The sequence below is a fragment of the Pantoea sp. QMID4 genome, from assembly GCF_030270445.1.
Taxonomy (GTDB): Bacteria; Pseudomonadota; Gammaproteobacteria; order Enterobacterales; family Enterobacteriaceae; genus Pantoea; species Pantoea vagans.
This window is the reverse complement of record NZ_BSXL01000001.1, coordinates 163275-181824: the sequence shown is the minus strand read 5'-3', so window position 1 is coordinate 181824 and position 18550 is coordinate 163275. Positions and strand designations below refer to the sequence as shown.

General features: G+C 56.6%; 19 protein-coding genes. 6 read left to right on the top strand and 13 right to left on the bottom strand.

What is annotated here, in order from left to right; all coding sequences use genetic code 11:
• Position 1 precedes the first annotated feature (1 nt).
• Entirely contained in the window at positions 2-880 is an 879-nt protein-coding gene (gene dapA, locus QSK07_RS00840; protein ID WP_285720208.1) for a 4-hydroxy-tetrahydrodipicolinate synthase, read from the bottom strand.
• A gap of 143 nt (positions 881-1023) precedes the next feature.
• Here dapA and QSK07_RS00835 point away from each other — a divergent pair, with 143 nt between their 5' ends.
• Both QSK07_RS00835 and bcp read left to right on the top strand, forming a co-directional pair.
• Positions 1024-1605: a glycine cleavage system transcriptional repressor gene (locus QSK07_RS00835; RefSeq protein ID WP_098052649.1), complete on the top strand. Its 582-nt coding sequence runs from the start codon at positions 1024-1026 to the stop codon at positions 1603-1605.
• A 151-nt stretch (positions 1606-1756) separates the two neighbouring features.
• Positions 1757-2224, top strand: a complete 468-nt coding sequence (gene bcp / locus QSK07_RS00830; RefSeq protein ID WP_098052648.1) for a thioredoxin-dependent thiol peroxidase — start codon at positions 1757-1759, stop codon at positions 2222-2224.
• Between the two features lie 103 nt (positions 2225-2327).
• Here the strand turns inward: bcp and QSK07_RS00825 are convergent, their stop codons facing one another.
• The 9 genes from QSK07_RS00825 to QSK07_RS00785 form a co-directional block, all read right to left on the bottom strand.
• Entirely contained in the window at positions 2328-3893 is a 1566-nt protein-coding gene (locus QSK07_RS00825; RefSeq protein ID WP_285720207.1) for a sensor domain-containing diguanylate cyclase, read from the bottom strand.
• 161 nt (positions 3894-4054) lie between these two features.
• Complete coding sequence (locus tag QSK07_RS00820; protein WP_285720206.1) at positions 4055-4885, bottom strand: phosphodiesterase; 831 nt, start codon at positions 4883-4885, stop codon at positions 4055-4057.
• Between the two features lie 10 nt (positions 4886-4895).
• Entirely contained in the window at positions 4896-5879 is a 984-nt protein-coding gene (locus tag QSK07_RS00815) for an ABC transporter ATP-binding protein (protein WP_285720205.1), read from the bottom strand.
• A complete protein-coding gene (locus tag QSK07_RS00810; protein ID WP_285720204.1) occupies positions 5876-6691 on the bottom strand; it encodes an ABC transporter permease in 816 nt (271 codons plus the stop codon). The genes QSK07_RS00815 and QSK07_RS00810 overlap by 4 nt, the downstream gene beginning before the upstream one ends.
• Positions 6688-7563, bottom strand: a complete 876-nt coding sequence (locus QSK07_RS00805; RefSeq protein WP_285720203.1) for an ABC transporter permease — start codon at positions 7561-7563, stop codon at positions 6688-6690. The genes QSK07_RS00810 and QSK07_RS00805 overlap by 4 nt, the downstream gene beginning before the upstream one ends.
• Positions 7563-8585, bottom strand: coding sequence for an ABC transporter substrate-binding protein (locus tag QSK07_RS00800; RefSeq protein ID WP_285720202.1), 1023 nt, complete (start codon positions 8583-8585; stop codon positions 7563-7565). Before QSK07_RS00800 ends, QSK07_RS00805 begins: the two co-directional genes overlap by 1 nt.
• Positions 8569-9591: a LacI family DNA-binding transcriptional regulator gene (locus QSK07_RS00795; RefSeq protein ID WP_098052641.1), complete on the bottom strand. Its 1023-nt coding sequence runs from the start codon at positions 9589-9591 to the stop codon at positions 8569-8571. Before QSK07_RS00795 ends, QSK07_RS00800 begins: the two co-directional genes overlap by 17 nt.
• A gap of 124 nt (positions 9592-9715) precedes the next feature.
• Positions 9716-10324: a DsrE family protein gene (locus QSK07_RS00790; RefSeq protein WP_285720201.1), complete on the bottom strand. Its 609-nt coding sequence runs from the start codon at positions 10322-10324 to the stop codon at positions 9716-9718.
• A 31-nt stretch (positions 10325-10355) separates the two neighbouring features.
• Positions 10356-10961, bottom strand: coding sequence for a DsrE family protein (locus QSK07_RS00785; RefSeq protein ID WP_285720200.1), 606 nt, complete (start codon positions 10959-10961; stop codon positions 10356-10358).
• A gap of 754 nt (positions 10962-11715) precedes the next feature.
• Here QSK07_RS00785 and bepA point away from each other — a divergent pair.
• Both bepA and arsC read left to right on the top strand, forming a co-directional pair.
• Complete coding sequence (bepA, locus tag QSK07_RS00780; RefSeq protein WP_285720199.1) at positions 11716-13179, top strand: beta-barrel assembly-enhancing protease; 1464 nt, start codon at positions 11716-11718, stop codon at positions 13177-13179.
• Positions 13180-13223: 44 nt separating this feature from the next.
• Positions 13224-13565: an arsenate reductase (glutaredoxin) gene (arsC, locus tag QSK07_RS00775; protein ID WP_285720198.1), complete on the top strand. Its 342-nt coding sequence runs from the start codon at positions 13224-13226 to the stop codon at positions 13563-13565.
• Here arsC and hda read toward each other — a convergent pair.
• The 3 genes from hda to upp all read right to left on the bottom strand — a co-directional run bounded on the left by hda (position 13562) and on the right by upp (position 16427).
• Positions 13562-14263, bottom strand: coding sequence for a DnaA inactivator Hda (gene hda, locus QSK07_RS00770; protein ID WP_195719715.1), 702 nt, complete (start codon positions 14261-14263; stop codon positions 13562-13564). The two genes, arsC and hda, sit on opposite strands and share 4 nt — an antisense overlap.
• 108 nt (positions 14264-14371) lie before the next feature.
• A complete protein-coding gene (uraA, locus tag QSK07_RS00765) occupies positions 14372-15655 on the bottom strand; it encodes a uracil permease (RefSeq protein ID WP_033733504.1) in 1284 nt (427 codons plus the stop codon).
• A 145-nt stretch (positions 15656-15800) separates the two neighbouring features.
• Complete coding sequence (gene upp, locus QSK07_RS00760; protein WP_285720197.1) at positions 15801-16427, bottom strand: uracil phosphoribosyltransferase; 627 nt, start codon at positions 16425-16427, stop codon at positions 15801-15803.
• Between the two features lie 229 nt (positions 16428-16656).
• Between upp and purM the strand changes: the two genes are divergently transcribed.
• Together purM and purN are read left to right on the top strand one after the other, a co-directional pair.
• Complete coding sequence (purM, locus tag QSK07_RS00755) at positions 16657-17697, top strand: phosphoribosylformylglycinamidine cyclo-ligase (protein WP_098052636.1); 1041 nt, start codon at positions 16657-16659, stop codon at positions 17695-17697.
• Positions 17694-18332: a phosphoribosylglycinamide formyltransferase gene (gene purN, locus QSK07_RS00750; protein WP_285720196.1), complete on the top strand. Its 639-nt coding sequence runs from the start codon at positions 17694-17696 to the stop codon at positions 18330-18332. Before purM ends, purN begins: the two co-directional genes overlap by 4 nt.
• The last annotated feature ends 218 nt before the right edge of the window (positions 18333-18550 follow it).

The following is an 18550-nucleotide window of genomic DNA, read 5'->3' as shown; positions in this document are numbered from 1 at the left end:
ATTATCGCAAACCCGCTTTCACCAGCGCCTGCTCCACTTTCGGCTGGCCGGCTGCAGTCAGTGGCGTCATTGGCAGACGCAGCGTGTCGTTAGCGATTAATCCTAGCTGTTTCGCAGCCCATTTCACCGGGATAGGATTGGGTTCACAGAAAAGCGTCTGGTGCAGGTGCATCAGACGCTGATTCAGGCGGCGTGCCTCAGCGAAATTGCCCTGCTGTGCGAGTTGACACAGCTCGACCATTTCACGTGCAGCCACATTTGCGGTCACCGAAATGACGCCTTTGCCGCCCAGTTGCATAAAGTCCAGCGCAGTCGCGTCATCGCCACTCACCAGAATAAAGTCTTCATTAACCAGCTCTTGGATCTGACTAACCCGCGATAAGTTCCCGGTTGCCTCTTTGATTCCGATAATATTTTTAATTTCGGCCAGGCGGGCAACGGTTTCCGGCAGCATGTCACAACCGGTACGCGAGGGAACGTTATACAGCATCTGCGGCAGGCTGGTGCTATTCGCAATCGCTTTAAAGTGCTGGAACAGCCCTTCCTGCGTCGGACGGTTATAGTATGGCGTCACAGTCAGACAGCCCACCACGCCGGAATTTTCAAAACGCTTCGTCAGAGAGATGCCTTCAGCGGTGGCATTTGCACCGGTTCCGGCAATCACCGGAATTCGGCCATCGGCCAGTTCCAGGGTCAGCATCACCACATCACCATGTTCTTCATGGCTCAGGGTTGCAGATTCACCTGTGGTACCGACGGAAACGATCGCCGCGGTGCCGCTGGCGACGTGATAATCAATCAGTTTTTTCAGACTCGACCGGCAGACATTACCGCTGTCATCCATTGGCGTAACGAGTGCAACAATACTTCCCGTAAACATTGGCGATCCCCTCGACAAACAAGTGCTTCATGGTACGTTTTACACTTAGGGAAAAGCAAGCAAGCCACGCCATTCCCGCGCTTGTCAGCAGTTTTTTTTATGTTTACCTTATGGTTATTAGCGAAAGCAGAGGATAAGCCATTTTGTCGCAATCTCAGCCCCATCATCTGGTGATCACCGCGCTCGGTGTTGACCGTCCGGGTATCGTCAATACGATTACCCGACACGTCAGCAGCTGCGGTTGCAATATTGAAGATAGCCGTCTTGCCATGCTTGGGGATGAATTCACCTTTATCATGTTGCTGTCGGGCAGCTGGAACGCGATTACGCTGATTGAATCGACGCTGCCGCTGAAAGGCGCAGAGCTGGAGCTGCTGATCGTCATGAAGCGCACCAACGCCGGGGTTCGTCCGCCGATGCCCGATACCGCGTTCATTCAGGTAGAAGTGGCCGACTCGCCACATATTATTGAACGCTTTACCGATCTTATTGATAAGCATCAGATGAACGTGGCCGAACTGGTGTCGCGTATTACACCCGCGCAACACGATTTGCCACCAACGCTCTATATTCAAATGACCGCCCACAGTCCGACACGAACCAGTGGCACCACCTTTGAGCAGGCTTTTAATACCCTGTGTCTGGAGTTGAATGCCCAGGGAACGCTGCGTCTCTACAGTGTGTCTGATGCTGACAGCAGCGAATCGGTCAGCGCGGTACGCTAAGCTTTAGTTAATAAACCGGAGTTATTTCTCCCCATGCCTGACGCGTGATCGGCTATGTGGTGAAATACCCCCTGATGGTAATGTTCCCTCTGGTCGTTTCGGCCCGGATGGTGTATTACCCACAGCCTGAATAAGAAAATGGAGAGATGTGATGAATCCACTGAAAGCCGGAGATACTGCACCTGCATTTAGCCTGCCCGACCAGGACGGCGAACACGTGAATCTGACCGACTTCCAGGGACAGCGCGTTCTGGTGTACTTCTACCCGAAAGCGATGACGCCAGGCTGCACCGTGCAGGCGTGCGGTCTGCGTGACAACATGGATGAGTTGAAAAAAGCGGGCGTGGAAGTCCTGGGTGTCAGCACCGACAAACCGGAAAAACTGTCAAAGTTTGTTGAAAAAGAGCTGCTGAACTTCACGCTGCTGTCAGATGAAAATCATGAAGTCTGCCAGGCGTTTGGCGTCTGGGGTGAAAAAACCTTTATGGGGAAAACCTATGACGGTATTCATCGCATCAGCTTCCTGATCGATGCTGAGGGCAGGATTGAGAAAGTGTTTGATAACTTCAAAACCTCGAATCACCACGACATGGTGCTGGATTACGTTAAGTCAGCCTGATGTTGAGGGGCGCGGTAGCCCGACCGCCGCGCCCTGCTTATCTTCTTTCCCTTTTTCCCCTTCACGCTTGCCTGCCGTAAAAAAACATCTGCTCTTTGTGCGATTAAGCTGTGGCTGCGATAACGCAGTTTCGCCCGGCATTTTTCGCCGCGTAGAGCGCCGCATCCGCCTGTTTCAGACTCGTTTCCAGCCCGGCATCGTGGGTGCCCTTCCATGCCGCCACGCCAATAGACAAGGTAATTCGTCCTACATCCGTAAGCCAGGCTTCGGCAATACCCATCCGTACGCGCTCCGCGATGATCTGTGCCTCATCCAGGGGCGTGCCCGGCAGCAGCATCAGAAATTCCTCTCCGCCGTTGCGACATACCACATCAGACTGACGGGCGCTGGCACGCAGCGTGCTCGCCACCTGCTGAATCACCCGGTCACCGACATCATGGCCCCAGCTGTCGTTAACGTTTTTGAAGTGGTCGATGTCCAGAGCCAGCACCGAGAAAGGCTGGCGCAGCGTGCGGTAATACTCCAGCACCGCATTCAGGCCACGGCGATTCAGCAACTGGGTCAGCGGATCGGTCTGCGCTTCCGAGCTAAGACGGCCAATTTTGTCCTGCACCAGACCAATACCGGTAAGCAGTGCTCGTTTGACCTGAGCCGCCTCAAAATACCAGGCGGTGATGCCACCAATCTCTTTTGATACCCCCTGCGCATCCATCCGGCTGGCTTTACGGGCCAGCTGGAAGAGTGGCCGGGCAATCAGCCGCGCCAGCACCACGGCCACCAGCAGAGTCAGCAGCGCAAACGGCACCGAGTTTTTCAGGACATTCATTAACAGGCCCGAAAGGGGATCCAGCGTGACGTTAATCGGCTTCAGGGCCACCACCGTCCAGCCGGTGGTCGGCACGATCGCAAAGCCCGCCAGCTGAGCTGACTCACCCGGACCGGCAAGCATCAGCGAGCCATTGGTCTGCTCGTCACGCGGACTGACGATGGCCGGCAGCATTTTACCCACCAGCTGCCGGTTCTGGTGATACAACACCTCATTATTGCTGTCGAGCACATAGACCGTGGTGCCATCCCGGTAAAATTGCTCACCCAGCAGCGCATTCAGAATGCTTTTTTTCTTCAGGTAGATGGTGCCGCCGATGTAGCCCAGGTAGTCGCCATCGGCACTCCAGACAGGCCAGGAGACAAACACCAGCAGATTGTTGGCAGCAGAAAGGGTGGGTTTACTGATGATCGGCTGCCGCAGGGTCAGCGCTTCCCGTGAGGCGTCGCTGGTCAGATGCATACCTTTCAGGGTCAACGACTCAGGCGAAATCGCCTTGATCACGCCCTGCGCATCCACTATCGCCACTGAGTTGAAACTGCTGGTCTGCTCGCGCAGGCGGCTGACTTCGCTTTCCAGCAGCGCCTCATTATTAAAGTCGCGGCTGAGCTGATTAGCGCTATAGTGCAGCTGTGACTGCGCCAGCTGAAAGAAAATCTCACTGGTTGAGGCCAGTTTGGCGGCGTAAGCGCGATTGGCCTCAAGCGTGGTGTCAATCAGCACCTGGCGCTGAACCCGCCAGGTAGCGTAAAGCGTATTCGCGAGCGTGATAACAATGCTGACAATCACCAGCAGGGCGATCAGATTGCGCAAATCGGCCTTGGGTCGAAAGAGCTTTAACATGGCGTCGCCGCCCCGGAGATAAATGTCATGTCGTCAATGCCTGATTATTTTTTTAATGTGTGCCAGAAGCCCTGTTATCCGGGCTTAAGTCTACACGGTGTCGGCATTTTTGAGCAGCATTAAGACAAATTTCACACCTGATAATCCAGATTTGACTGGCACTAATCGATTAATCCCTGACTATCGTAAAAAGGCCAGGGTCCCGAAAAGCGGCCAATCGCACACTGATGCGTGACCATTCCCTGCCCGGGTTGCCAGCAATGCAGCAAAAAGCCTGGCGGCTCCAGAATAAAGTGAGCCGGCCCTTCGGGATGCAGATCCAGCGCTACCTGATGCGACACGCCTGGCGCAACACAGACCAGCGTGCCGGCAAAGCGGGTCTGCAGACTGCGATGCAGATGACCGCAGAGCACCCGCTCAACCTGCGGATGGCGGGCGATGATCGCCTCAAGGGCTTCCGGATGACGTAACCGTTGCCGGTCCATATGAGCAATGCCGCAGGCAAAAGGAGGATGATGCAGCATTACCAGCGTGGGCTGATCGGCAGCCACGATCAGTGCCTGATCCAGCCATTGCAGCTGGTGTTCGTCCAGCTCTCCCCACGGCTGTTGCGGCACGCTGGAGTCCAGCGCCAGCAGCCTGACGCCACCGACGCTAAGCTGCCAGCTCAGGGTGGGTCCCGTCTGCAGATAGGCGTGATCCGGGAAAGCGGCACGCAGCGCCTCGCGATTGTCGTGATTGCCCGCCATCAGGTAAAACGGCAGCTGCAGGCGTTGCAGGGCTTCCCGCAGCGTCTGGTACTCTTCCGGCCTGCCAAAATCGACCAGGTCGCCGGTAATGACCACCACATCGGGCCGCGGCTGCAGCGCATTAAGAGTGTCGATAACCTGCAGTAATGCCGCATAGGTATCGACCTGTTTGTAAGAGAGGCGGCCATGGGCCTTGATATGCAGATCGCTGATTTGCGCAATCATCGTGGGTTGAACAGACACAACAGACTCCTTAGCAACTGAATTCCAGCGCGGCCTGGCTGGTCAGCGACCAGCTGATGCGCTGCCCGGCCTGCCAGATTTCGCGCGCATGACGCTCTACCTGAATAGGGCTATCCAGTCCGATATCGATCAGTAAGCGCTGTGAAGCGCCGAGGAAGGTGCTGCCCAGCACTATGCCGCGCTGGGGATAGCGCGTATCGTCGGCCAGCAGCACATCTTCCGGGCGGCAAAAACGCATGGGCTGACCATGGAAATCTTGCGCAATGCAGTTAATGGCACCCACAAAGTCGGCCACAAAACGGGAGGCCGGGCGCTGATAAATGCCCTGCGGCGTATCAAGCTGCACCAGACGGCCCAGCTCCATCACCGCGATGCGATCGCCCAGCGCCATCGCCTCCTGCTGATCGTGCGTGACGTAAACGGCAGTGATCGCCAGCCGCTTGAGCAGTGCGCCGATCTCCAGCCGCAGTCGATCGCGCAGCCTGGCATCAAGCGCCGCCAGCGGCTCATCAAACAGCAGCACTTTAGGCCGGGCGGCCAGCGCGCGAGCCAGTGCCACCCGCTGCTTCTGCCCACCGGACAATTTATCAATCGCGCGATGTGACAGATGCGTCAGATCCACCAGCGCCAGCATCTCTGCCACCCGCGCCTCGCGTTCGGCTCGCGGCACGCCCTGCACTTTCAGGCCATAGGCGACGTTCTGCGCCACGTTGAGCGTCGGGAACAGCGCGTAGTTCTGGAACACCATGCCGACGTTGCGTTTCTCAATCGGCAGCGCGGTGACGTTCCGCTGATCAAACCAGATCTCACCCGGCGCATCGCTGCTTTCCAGACCGCTGATGATACGCAACAGCGTGGTTTTACCGCAGCCCGACGGCCCCAGCAGCACCAGCGTTTCTCCGGCATGGACCCGCAGATCGAGCGGATGCAGCGCGACCTGCTGATTGAAGCGACGCGAGCAGTGGCGCAGCGTCACGTTGATGGCCTCTTTCATAGGATTTCCTCTCTCTGCTGCCGCGCTGATTGCCGTTCCAGCCAGTGATTACAGGCGTTAAGTAACAGCAGCAGCGGTAAAATCATCATGATAAAAATCAGGGTGTAGGCGGATCCAACTTCCAGCCGCATCGAGGTGTAGCTGTCGGCCAGGCCGACCGGCAGGGTTTTGGTCAGGGGCGTGTGGAGCATCCAGGTGATGTTGAACTCCCCTACCGACAGCGTAATCACCATAAACGCGCCCGCCAGAATGCCGTTGCGACAGTTCGGGACGACCACGGTATAAAGGCGACGCCAGAAGCCCGCACCCAGGCTGGCGGCGGCCTCTTCCAGCCGCGGCAGATCTATCGCCTGCATTACCGACAGCACCGGTCGGATCATAAAGGGCAGCGTAAAGAGCACATGGCCGATCAGGATGAAGAGCCAGCTGTCGCGCAGTGCGCTGAACTGACCATAAAGCAGAATGATACCCAGCGCGGTGGCGAGGCCTGGTAACGCCACCGGCAGCATCAGGCACTCTTCAATTCGGGCAGCCCAGCGTGACGGTGACTTCAGTAAGCCCCAGGCAGCCGGAACGCCAGCGATGACCGTTACCGCCAGACAACTCAGGGCAATCAGCAGCGACAGCCAGAAGGTGTCGGCATACATCTGCCATACCTGTTCCACCCACGTCAGCGTCAGGCCGCTGCGCAGACCCGCGAAATAGTTCTGCGTGACGCCTGCCAGCATTGAGAGCACAATCGGCACGATCATAAACAGCGCGGTAAGGCTGGTGATCGCCACCTGCAGCCAGAACAGACCCCGGCGCTTCATGATGCATGCACCCTGTGGTGCGCAAGCCCATTAGCCAGCATCAGCGCCAGCCAGGCCACCGCCCCCATCACCACCGAGAGTGCCGCCGCAGTGGCAAAGTTGGCGTAATTGGTGAACTCGCCGTAAATAGTCAGCGGCAGCACCGCCAGCTCTGTGCCCAGGGTAAATGCGGTGCCAAACGCGCCCATGCTGGTGGCAAAACAGAGCGCGCCACAGGAGAGCAGCGCCGGTTTCAGCCCTGGTATGATGACGTCAAGGATGATGCGCCACTGGCTGGCTCCCAGCGAGCGTGCAGCCTCCTCCAGCGATCGATCCAGCTTCTCGCTCGCCGCCACCAGCGTCACAATGGCGCGTGGCAGCGAAAAATAGAGATAGCCGATAAACAAGCCACTGAGCGAATAGGCGAAAACCCAGCGATCATGAAACAGGCTGAGGCTGAGTTGCGCCAGCACACCCTGACGCCCCGCCAGCATCACCATCAGAAATCCCACCACCACGCCCGGAAAAGCCAGCGGAAAGGTCAGCAGCGCCAGCAGCGTGCCGCGCCCGGTAAAGCGCTGACGCGCCAGAAAGCAGCCGACTACCGCCGCAATCAGCAACGTCACCAGCGTGACGGCTGCCGAGAGCAACACGGTATTCAGCAGGCTTTGCAGATACTGCGGCTGGCTGATCACCATCCAGTAGCCGCTGTGGTGCGTGGTGCGATCCTCCGTCATGCCGATCTGCAACAGACGGGCAAACGGCAGCAGCCAGAAGGCTGCAAAGAAGAGCAGCGCAGGCAGCAGCATCCATGGCCAGTTCGCCCTCAGCGGACGAAGCCGCTGGCGAAACGGACCACCCGCAGCAGACAGGTTGATTTCTGACAGTGACATCAGCGAATCTCACTCAGATAACGCGCGGAGAAGCCCTTCTGCGCATCGGCCATCTGCTGATAATCGACCGTGTGGGCGCGCGCATAATCGCTGTCAGGCAGGAAATATTTTTTCGCCTCGGGTGACATTGTCCCCGCCCGCACCGGACGCAGCCAGGCATTGGCCCAGATAGCCTGACCGGCATCTGACAGCACGAAATCAATCACTCTCTTACCGTTGGCCGGATGCGGCGCACTCTTCACCAGGCTGATAACGTACGGCACCGTGATGGTTCCCTCGCTCGGGATCACAAACTCAACGTTGGCGTGATCTTTGTAGCGGGCGCGATAGGCGTTGAAGTCATAGTCAATCAGAATCGGGATTTCGCCCGAAATCAGCCGCGCATAGGCGGTCTGCTTAGGCACAATTGGCTGGTTACGCTGTAGCGCCTTAAACCAGTTAATCGCCGGGGTGAAGTCATGCAGGCTGCCGCCTTTGGCCTGATTCACCGCCACCGCCGCGACGTAGCCCACAAAGGCGCTGGCCGGATCCAGATACCCCACCATACCTTTATATTCCGGCTTGAGCAGATCATCCCAGGAGCGCGGCACCGGCGCGCCACCCAGCGCATCAACATTAACCATAAAGCCCATGGTGCCGGAGTGCAGCGCCACCCACTTGCCATTGGGATCTTTCATGCCTGTCGGGATCTGATCCCAGTTAGCCGGTTTATAAGCACTGACCACATCGGCACTGACAGCCTGAATACCAAAGCTGACGCCGTAATAGACCACGTCGGCAACCGGATTGTTTTTCTCCGCGACCAGCTGCGCCAGCGCCTGCCCTGAATTTTTATTATCCTGCGGCACATGAATGCCGGTCGCTTTTTCAATCGCCTTGAGCTGCGTGGCCCAGTCGGCCCACTCTGGCGGGCAGTTATAGCAGATCGCATTTTCTGCCGCCTGTGCCCACGAACTGGTAAGCGTGCATCCGGCCAGCAGCGCAGCGCTGGCGATCTGTCTGATATTAAGGTTGAGTGACATGATGTTTCCCTGAAGAAGAGCCATGAAATGCCGGGGCGATACTCTCCCCGAGCCGTAAATGATGGGCCAGCACGTGGGTTTTTCCGCCCGGATTCAGAAGCAGATCGATGGCGCGCGTGCCCATCAGCGCAATCGGCTGAACCACGCTGGCCAGTGACGGTGAAAGCTGCTCACCCAACTCAATGCCGTCGAAGCCGATGACTGACAATTGATTCGGTACGCTGACACCGGCTCGCGCAGCAGCCCCCAGCAGACTGATAGCCAGCAAATCGTTACTGCAAATTACGGCGGTCAGCGGCGAAGGGGCATTCATCAGGGGCAGCAGCAGCCGGAAGTCGGACTGAATATGGCTGGGCATCTCAATCATTGCCCGCGACGTCAGACCGGCCTGCTGCATGGCTTCGCAGTAGCCGAGATAGCGCAGACGCGCACGGTCAGATTGCTGCATAGGTCCAGCGGCCATCACGATGTAGCGATGGCCGAGAGCGATGAGATGGGCGGTCGCTTCCGCCATCGCTTTACGGTTGTCGACGCACAGCGTGGGCCAGTCGTGCTGTTGCGGCACGTTGTGAGTCAGCACGAAGGGCATCTTTGCCGCCGACAGCGTCGGCAGCAGCGCACTGCGGTCGGCGTCTGCCACAGTCAGTACCAGACCGGCGACACGCTGGTGCAGCATATGTTCGACAATGGCCGCTTCCCGCTCAGCCTGATAATCACTGGTTGCCACCAGCAGCGCATACCCAGCCTGCCGGGCCTGCTGCTCCATCGCCTGCAGTTGCAGGGCAAAAACGGGATTAAATAGTGAAGGCAGCAGTACGCCAAGCGTGGTGGAGTGTTGAGTGCGGAGCTGACGGGCAATATGATTCGGGCGAAAACCGACCTGTTCCGAGGCGGCAAGCACCTTTTGCAGCGTGCCCGGTTTCAGCAGATGAGGATCAGAGAAGGCGCGCGCGGCGGTTGCGCGGGAGACCCCTGCCAGTCGGGCTACGCTGATTAAATCTGTCATCACTGCCTCGTTTATCGTCGATGAGATCGATCTCATTGCGACGTAAACTAGCGGCGTTATATGACAGGCGCATCACGGTAACATGACCGGCAGGTGACAGCGGCAGTGACGCCGCTGCGGGGAATTAAAGCATCAGGAAGGCGTAACCGCTGTTTTCCAGCGTGGCAACGGTGGTGCCGCTGGAGATAGTGTGGGTGACCATCGGGTCGATCCAGCTGCGATCGAGCTGATGAAACGCCACGGACTGATCACAGATAGTGACCTGAACGCCCGCTTTTTTCAGTTCGCTGATCAGCTTCAGGTTCGGGTTATCCACACCGTAGGCTTTGCTGAACTGGTCGTTATTCAGCGCTGACGACACCGCGTCGCCGTTGATCGACACCACAAATTTCAGCTGGTCGAGTGGCACACCCGCCGCATAATAGAGGTTGGTGACACGCGCCACACGTTCCAGGCCCAGATTCGGCTTACGAATATCGCCATCATTGTGGTTAATCTGGAAAACAATTTTATTACTCAGACCCGCTGTGGTACCGGGTTTAAATGCCGGCGTATCGACATAATGTATTTTGCCGTAGCCTTCAATCGCTGGTGTACTCCAGAAATCAGCGGGCTCAGATTTATTATCTGCCATCTTTCCGCTGACTTTATCGAATAATTCCGGCAACTGTAAAACATTGCCTCCGATAAATCCTGCTACGGCTGCCATCACTACTAAAGCTGCTGGACGCATTCACTCTTCTCCTGATCGTTTAAAACATCAATTACATTGCCAGCCACGCGTACCCCTGGTTTTGCAGGGTTGATACCGTGGTCGGACTGGAAAGCGCATGGACGACTGATTTATCAATCCAGTTATTTGGATAGTGATGGAATGCCACGGACTGATCGCAGACCGAGACTTTCACTCCCACCTGATTAAGCGCATTAATCAGCTTCAGGTTTGGATTTTCGATGCCATAAAACTGTTTGAAATGGGCGTTATCCAGCATGGCAGGCGTTGCGTCACCGGTGACCGAAACCACGAACTTCAACTGGTCGGCAGGCACGCCAGAGGCGATATAGAGATTCACCACGCGCGCCACGCGTTCCAGTCCCAGATTGGGCGCGGTCATCGCGCCGTCGCTGCGGGTAATCTGGAAAACAATTTTGTTGCTCAGGCCCGCCACCGGTTTAAACGCGGCGTCAGGCTCGTAATGAATTTTGCCGTAACCTTCAATCGCTGGGGTACTCCAGAATCCAGGCGCTTCCTGTGGCTCGGTTGCAAAATGACGTGTCACTTTGTCGTAAATATTGCCACTCTGTGTGACAGCCGCGCCAACGACACCGCCAATAATGGCGATTAACGCGTATGAAACAACTGAACGCATAACTCTTCTCTCCGGCAAATAATGTCTGTCAGATTCAGGGCTGAATCAGGTCGGCTATCTATACCACAGCGCAGGTTTAATTCTCGCTTCTGTAAATTCAGGTCAACGCGCTATTGATAACCGCTGAAATTATTCACTCAGAGAATTAATCGAATATTTTCATCATGCAGAAAAAAGGGTCTTAGCCGCGGTGGATCTGACTATCGCGAATTTAACCTCTTTCTGTTAATTTGATACGAGAAAATAACAGCCAGACATAGCTGGAATCAGGAAGATCGGTGCAGGCAAATCGATTTGATTTATCAATGAAGCAGAAACATTTTGCGGCTCCGCGCGGGCTATTTTTTCAGAGTAGACCTGGAAAAACGCGTGCCATATTCAGTTTTTCTGATTGAATTTACATAACTTTAAAAAAAGAACGATTACGCTTCCTGATATCTGCCAGCAGAATCTGCTTTATTCGGTCGAAGCGCGATGGGAATGAACAGTTAAGAGGCAAATTAGCAGCTCAGGACACCGGGAAAACCTTGCCGGATTTTGTTCGTTTAACTGGGGTTTAAGTTGACAGGATGTTCAGTTTTTTTCGTCAAAATTTGCGATCTTGCACAAATTACACCAGGCACTGGCCAGAAAACGACATTTCTTTCTTTTGATGCTCTGGTTAAGATAGTCCCGAACCGCCGTTATCTGGGAAAAATGGAACATTCCCGCTGCGCACCTGTCCATTCTCAGGGCCTCTCTACAGGATTAAGGCATGTTGAACCGGTTAAAGAAAACGCTGCTCGCCGCGCTCCTCCCGACGCTCATTTTCACCACTCTGACACCGGCCCATGCCGATGTCAGTGATTCACTTCCCGATATTGGCACCACGGCCGGTTCGACGCTGTCGATTAATCAGGAATTGCAGATGGGCGACTTCTATGTGCGCCAGCTGCGTGCCAGTGCGCCGCTGATCAACGATCCGCTGCTTAATCAGTATATTAATCAGCTGGGGCAGCGGCTGGTCTCGCATGCTGACTCCGTCAAAACCCCGTTCCACTTCTTTCTGATTCAGAACGATGAGCTCAACGCCTTTGCCTTCTTCGGTGGCAATGTGGTGCTGCACTCGGCGCTGTTCCGCTTTACCGAAAATGAAAGTCAGCTGGCATCCGTGATGGCGCATGAAATTTCACACGTCACCCAGCGCCATCTGGCGCGCGCCATGGAAGATCAAAAGCGCAATGCCCCACTCACCTGGGTCGGTGCACTGGGCTCGATACTGTTGGCGATGGCGAGTCCGCAGGCGGGTATGGCCGCACTGACCGGCACCCTGGCGGGTACGCAGCAGGGGATTATCAGCTTCACCCAGGGCAATGAGCAGGAGGCTGACCGCATCGGCATTCAGGTGCTGCAGCGCGCCGGTTTCGATCCCCAGGCGATGCCAAATTTCCTACAGAAGCTGGCCGATCAGAGTCGCTTCTCCTCGAAGCCACCTGAAATTCTGCTGACGCATCCCCTGCCCGACAGCCGTCTGGCAGATGCCCGTAACCGCGCTAACCAGATGCGCCCGGTCGTCGTGCAATCCACTGAAGATTTTTACCTGGCGAAGGTGCGTGCGCTGGGGATGTACGCAACCGGGCGTAATCAGCTCACTGACGAACTGCTGAGTCAGTATGCCAGCGGCAATGCGCGTGAGCAGCTGGCGTCACAATATGGCAAGGCCATACAGTTTTTACAGGCGAAGAGCTATGCCGATGCGAAGCGCATCATGACGCCACTACTGGCGAAACAGCCTAATAACGTCTGGTTCCTGGATATCATGTCGGACATTGACATCGGCCTGAACCAGCCACAACAGGCGATCGCCCTGCTCACCGCCGCAACCGGTGCCAAAAACAGCCCGGTGGTGCAGCTCAACCTGGCGAACGCCTACGTGGAAGCGAAGCAGTATGCCAGTGCCAGCCGTATTCTGAACCGCTATACCTGGGCCAATAAAGACGATCCCAACGGCTGGGATTTACTGGCACAGGCTTCTGCACAGCAGGGACTGAATGATGAAGAGTTGTCGGCACGGGCAGAGAGCCTGGCGCTGAATGGCCAGATTGATCAGGCCATCACCGCGTTAGGCAGCGCCAGCGCACAGGTGCCACTCGGCAGCCTGAAGCAGGCGCGCTACGATGCCCGTATCGATCAGCTGCGCCAGTTGCAGCAGCGCTTTAAGCAATATCAGAAAGGCTAAGCCCTCGCGCTGCCAGCGCGTTGCAAATAAAAGGAAAATTTCGGATGGTGACGATTTACCACAACCCGCGTTGCAGCAAGAGCCGTGAAACGCTGGCGCTGCTGAACACCCGCGGCATTGAGCCGGAAGTGGTGCTCTATCAGCAGACACCGCCCGATCGCGAGACGCTGCTAATTCTGCTACAGAAACTGGGGATGCAGAGTGCACGAGAGTTGATGCGTACCAAAGAGGCGATCTACAGCGAACTGGCACTCGCCGATAAAAACGAAAGTGCGCTGCTGGATGCGCTGGTAGAAAATCCGGTGCTGATTGAAAGGCCGATTGTCATCAACGGCGATAAGGCGCGAATTGGACGTCCGCCAGAAGCGGTGCTCGACATTGTTTAAAGGCCGAGCGTCTCTTTAACGAAGGGAATGGTGAGTTTACGCTGCGCGCTGATCGAGGCGCGATCAAGCCGATCCAGCGTATCAAACAGCGTACGCATTTCACGATCCAGTCGCTTCAGCAGGAAGCGACCCACATCTTCCGGCAGCTCAAAACCACGTAACCCGGCACGCAGTTGCAACGCCTGCAGTTTGTCTTCATCGGAGAGCGGCTGCAGGCGATAGATCTGCCCCCAGTCCAGCCGCGAAGCGAGATCGGGCAGCTGCAGATTCAGCTGACGTGGCGGACGATCGCCGGTAATAAACAGGCGCGTATTGCCGGTTTCCAGAATACGGTTATAGAGATCGAAGATCGCCATCTCCCACTCCGGTTCGCCTGCAATGCACTCAATGTTATCGATGCAGACCAGTGACAACTGCTCCATCCCTTCCAGCACTTCCGGAACAAACCAGGTGCGTTTATCCAGCGGAACGTACCCGACCGCTTCGCTGCGCGCGGACATTTCAGCGCACGCGGCGTGCAGCAGATGGCTCCGCCCACCGCCTTCGCGTGACCAGAAGTAGAGATAGCTGCCATGTTGTTGATTGAGAGCGCCTTTGAGTGCGGCAATCAGCGACGGGTTTTCCCCCGGCCAGAAGCTGGAGAAGGTTTCATCGTCGGGTAAATAGAGTGGCAATGACAATTGTGCCGGCGTGTTCAGAAGCACCTCAGCAAGAGAACAAGCAAAAAATCGGGGGAAGTCTAACACAGTTTTCAGCAAGAGATGAATGGGGCGTCCCTGCCCCGGATCCTGTCAGGCGCGCTGCGATCAATGTTCGCGCGGTTCTTCAGCCTCCAGCACCACTTCTTCCGGGCGCAACAGCGAGATCACGCGGAAGATCAGCGCCAGGCCAACACCCACGATCGTCGCCAGTGCCATGCCTTTCAGCTCTGCCGCGCCGATATGTACCTTCGCCCCGCTGACGCCGATGATCAGGATCACCGAGGTCAGGATCAGGTTCTGCGCTTTGTTGTAATCGACTTTGGATTCGATCAACACGCGGATACCGGAAGCGCCAATCACGCCATACAGCAGCAGCGACACACCGCCCATCACCGGAACCGGGATCGCCTGGATCACCGCCGCCAGTTTGCCGACGCAGGAGAGCAGGATCGCCAGAATTGCCGCGCCGCCAATCACCCAGGTGCTATAGACGCGGGTAATCGCCATCACGCCGATGTTTTCACCGTAGGTCGTATTTGGCGTCGAACCAAAGAAGCCAGAAATAACGGTGGATAAGCCATTCGCGAACATCGAACGATGCAGGCCAGGGTCGCGAATCAGATCTTTCTTCACGATGTTGGCCGTAACTACCAGATGACCGATATGCTCGGCAATCACCACCAGCGCCGCAGGCAGAATCGTCAGCATCGCCACCCACTCAAAGCGCGGCGTATAGAAGGTTGGCAGGGCAAACCAGGGGGCTTTGACCACGCCACTCCAGTCAACGATGCCCATAAACGCAGAGAGCAGATAGCCTGCCACCACACCGACCAGAATCGGGATAATCGCCAGGAAGCCACGGAACAGTACCGAACCGAAGACCGTTACCGCCAGCGTGACCAGCGAAATCAGCACGGTTTTGCTGTCGGGCGCACTGCCTTCAGCGGGCAGCAGGCCGGCCATATTGGCGGCGACCCCCGCCAGCTCCAGACCAATGACGGCGACAATCGCGCCCATGGCCGCCGGGGGAAACATCACGTCGAGCCAGCCGGTGCCCGCGCGTTTCACAATCAGCGCCACAATACAGAACAGCACGCCGCACAGAATAAATCCGCCCAGCGCAACCTCGTATCCCAGTGGCAACAGCAGCAGCACCGGCGAGATAAAGGCAAAACTGGAACCGAGATAGGCGGGAATTTTGCCTTTACAGATAAAGAGATAAATCAGTGTGCCGACGCCGTTAAACAACAGCACCGTCGCCGGGTTGATGTGGAACAGGATCGGCACCAGTACCGTGGCACCAAACATGGCAAACAGGTGTTGCAGGCTGAGTGGAATGGTTTGCAGTAACGGCGGCCGTTCACTGACGCCAATGGCGCGACGAGTCATCATTTATCCCCTTATGTTTTGTATCCCCATGGGTTCGCGCCTCTGGCACAGCAGCAGGCACGCCGGTGCGCCTCGCGGCAGACCGAATCCGTTCGGGGCATTATTTTTGTCAAAAAAAAGCCGACTCTCTGGTCGGCTGTGCGATTTATTTGGTTCCGAAAATCTTGTCCCCGGCATCGCCGAGCCCGGGAATGATGTAACCCTTTTCGTTCAGTCCCTGATCCACTGACGCAGTGTAAAGCTCGACGTCAGGATGCGCTTTCTCCAGTGCGGCAATCCCCTCTGGTGCGGCAACCAGAACCAGCACTTTGATGCTGGTGCAACCCGCTTTCTTCAGAAGATCGATGGTGGCAATCATCGAACCACCGGTCGCCAGCATCGGGTCGACCACCAGTGCAAGGCGCTCTTCGATGTTAGAGACCAGCTTCTGGAAATAAGGAACCGGCTCCAGCGTCTCTTCATCACGGTAAACACCCACCACGCTGATACGGGCGCTGGGAACGTGCTCCAGCACCCCTTCCATCATGCCAAGACCGGCACGCAGGATCGGGACCACCGTAATTTTTTTGCCTTTGATCTGATCGATCTCTACCGGGCCATTCCAGCCCTCAATGGTAACGCGCTCTGTTTCCAGATCGGCGGTCGCTTCATAGGTCAGCAGGCTGCCCACTTCACAGGCCAGCTCGCGAAAACGCTTTGTACTGATATCATGCTCACGCATCAGGCCCAGTTTATGTTTGACCAGCGGGTGTCTGACTTCCACGATCTTCATTGGTGTTCTCCCGGAATGAGTTGAGCTAAAAAAAATCGCGGGATTATACCGCCTTTTACGCGCTGCGCCACCTGCTCTTACGCAAAGCCGCGGGTTTTACCGGGACAAATAAAGGATTAATGAAAATCGCCCGATGCGCAATGCCGGACTCGCAAACGTTTGCCTGCACTGATAGAATTGCCGCGCTTTATTTTAAACCACCAACCGCAACTCGCGTGGGGACCTCGCAGTGACCGACAAAACCTCTCTCAGTTACAAAGACGCCGGTGTTGATATTGATGCTGGTAACGCTCTGGTTGACCGTATTAAAGGCGTAGTGAAAAAGACGCGTCGCCCGGAAGTGATGGGTGGACTGGGCGGTTTTGGTGCGCTTTGCGCGCTGCCGCAAAAATACCGTGAACCCGTGCTGGTCTCCGGCACCGATGGCGTGGGCACCAAGCTGCGTCTGGCGATGGATCTCAAACGTCACGATGCCATTGGTGTTGACCTGGTCGCGATGTGCGTCAATGACCTGGTGGTTCAGGGCGCCGAGCCGCTCTTCTTCCTCGACTACTACGCCACCGGCAAACTGGATGTGGATACCGCCTCTGCGGTAATTACCGGCATCGCCGAAGGGTGTCTGCAGTCAGGTTGTGCGCTGGTGGGCGGTGAAACCGCTGAGATGCCAGGCATGTATCACGGCGAAGATTACGACGTGGCCGGTTTCTGTGTCGGCGTGGTGGAAAAGTCAGAAATTATCGACGGCAGTAAGGTGCAGGATGGCGACGTACTGATCGCCCTCGGCTCCAGCGGCCCGCACTCCAACGGCTATTCGCTGGTGCGTAAGATTCTGGAAGTCAGCAACACCGATCCGCTGGCTGAACAGCTGGAAGGCAAACCGCTGGCCGATCATCTGCTGGAACCGACCCGCATCTACGTGAAAAATATCCTGAGCCTGATTGAGCAGGTCGATGTGCACGCTATCGCGCACCTGACCGGCGGCGGCTTCTGGGAAAATATCCCGCGCGTCCTGCCCGACAACACCCAGGCTGTCATCGATGAGAAGAGCTGGCAGTGGCCGGCGGTCTTCAGCTGGTTACAGCAGGCGGGCAACGTCAGCCGTTTCGAGATGTACCGTACCTTTAACTGCGGCGTCGGCATGATCATCGCACTGAGCCCGGCAGACGCGGACAACGCGATTGCGCTGATGCAGGCCGCAGGCGAGAAAGCCTGGAAGCTCGGCGTGATTAAAGTGTCGGATGCTGAAGAGCGTGTGGTCATCAACGGATGAAAAAGCTGGTTGTACTGATTTCCGGCAACGGAAGTAACCTTCAGTCCATCCTTGACGCCTGTGAAAGCGGGCGGATTCACGGCAGCGTCGCTGCCGTGTTCAGCAACCGTGCCGCCGCGTATGGCCTGACGCGAGCGCAGGAGGCAGGGATTCCCGCCCACGCGCTTGCCGCCAGCGACTTCGCTGACCGTGACGCCCTTGATCGCCAGCTTATCGCTGAAATCGAAGCCTACCGTCCGGATCTGATTGTGCTGGCGGGTTATATGCGCATTCTCAGCAGCGCGTTCGTAGCGCATTTTCACGATCGCCTGCTGAACATTCATCCTTCCCTGCTGCCGAAATATCCCGGACTGCATACGCATCGTCAGGCGCTGGAAAATGGCGACAGCGAACATGGCACGTCCGTGCATTTCGTGACGGACGAGCTGGATGGCGGTCCGGTGATCCTGCAGGCTAAAGTCCCGGTCTTTCCTGACGACAGCGAAGCAGAGATTAACGAGCGGGTGCAGCATCAGGAGCACGCTATCTATCCGCTGGTGATTGGCTGGTTTGTCGAGGGCCGGCTATTGATGCGTGACGGTAAAGCCTGGCTGGATGGCGAACCGCTGCCGCCGCAGGGCTATGCTAACGATTGACGTTCCAAAAGCCGTTACAGGTTTTCCTACAGACGGTTGAAAAGCTTGATGCGAGGGGAGCCTGTGCCCGTAGTAAAGCATCGCGGGCCAGGGACAAAAACGCCGGGAGCGTTTTTGAACAACGCAAAGCGTTGGCCCGGTAACGGGCGCACATCAGGGATGAGGTGCGTAATCGCCCGCGCTGAGCATGCCAGGGATGGCGGTTTTGCGTCTTTACG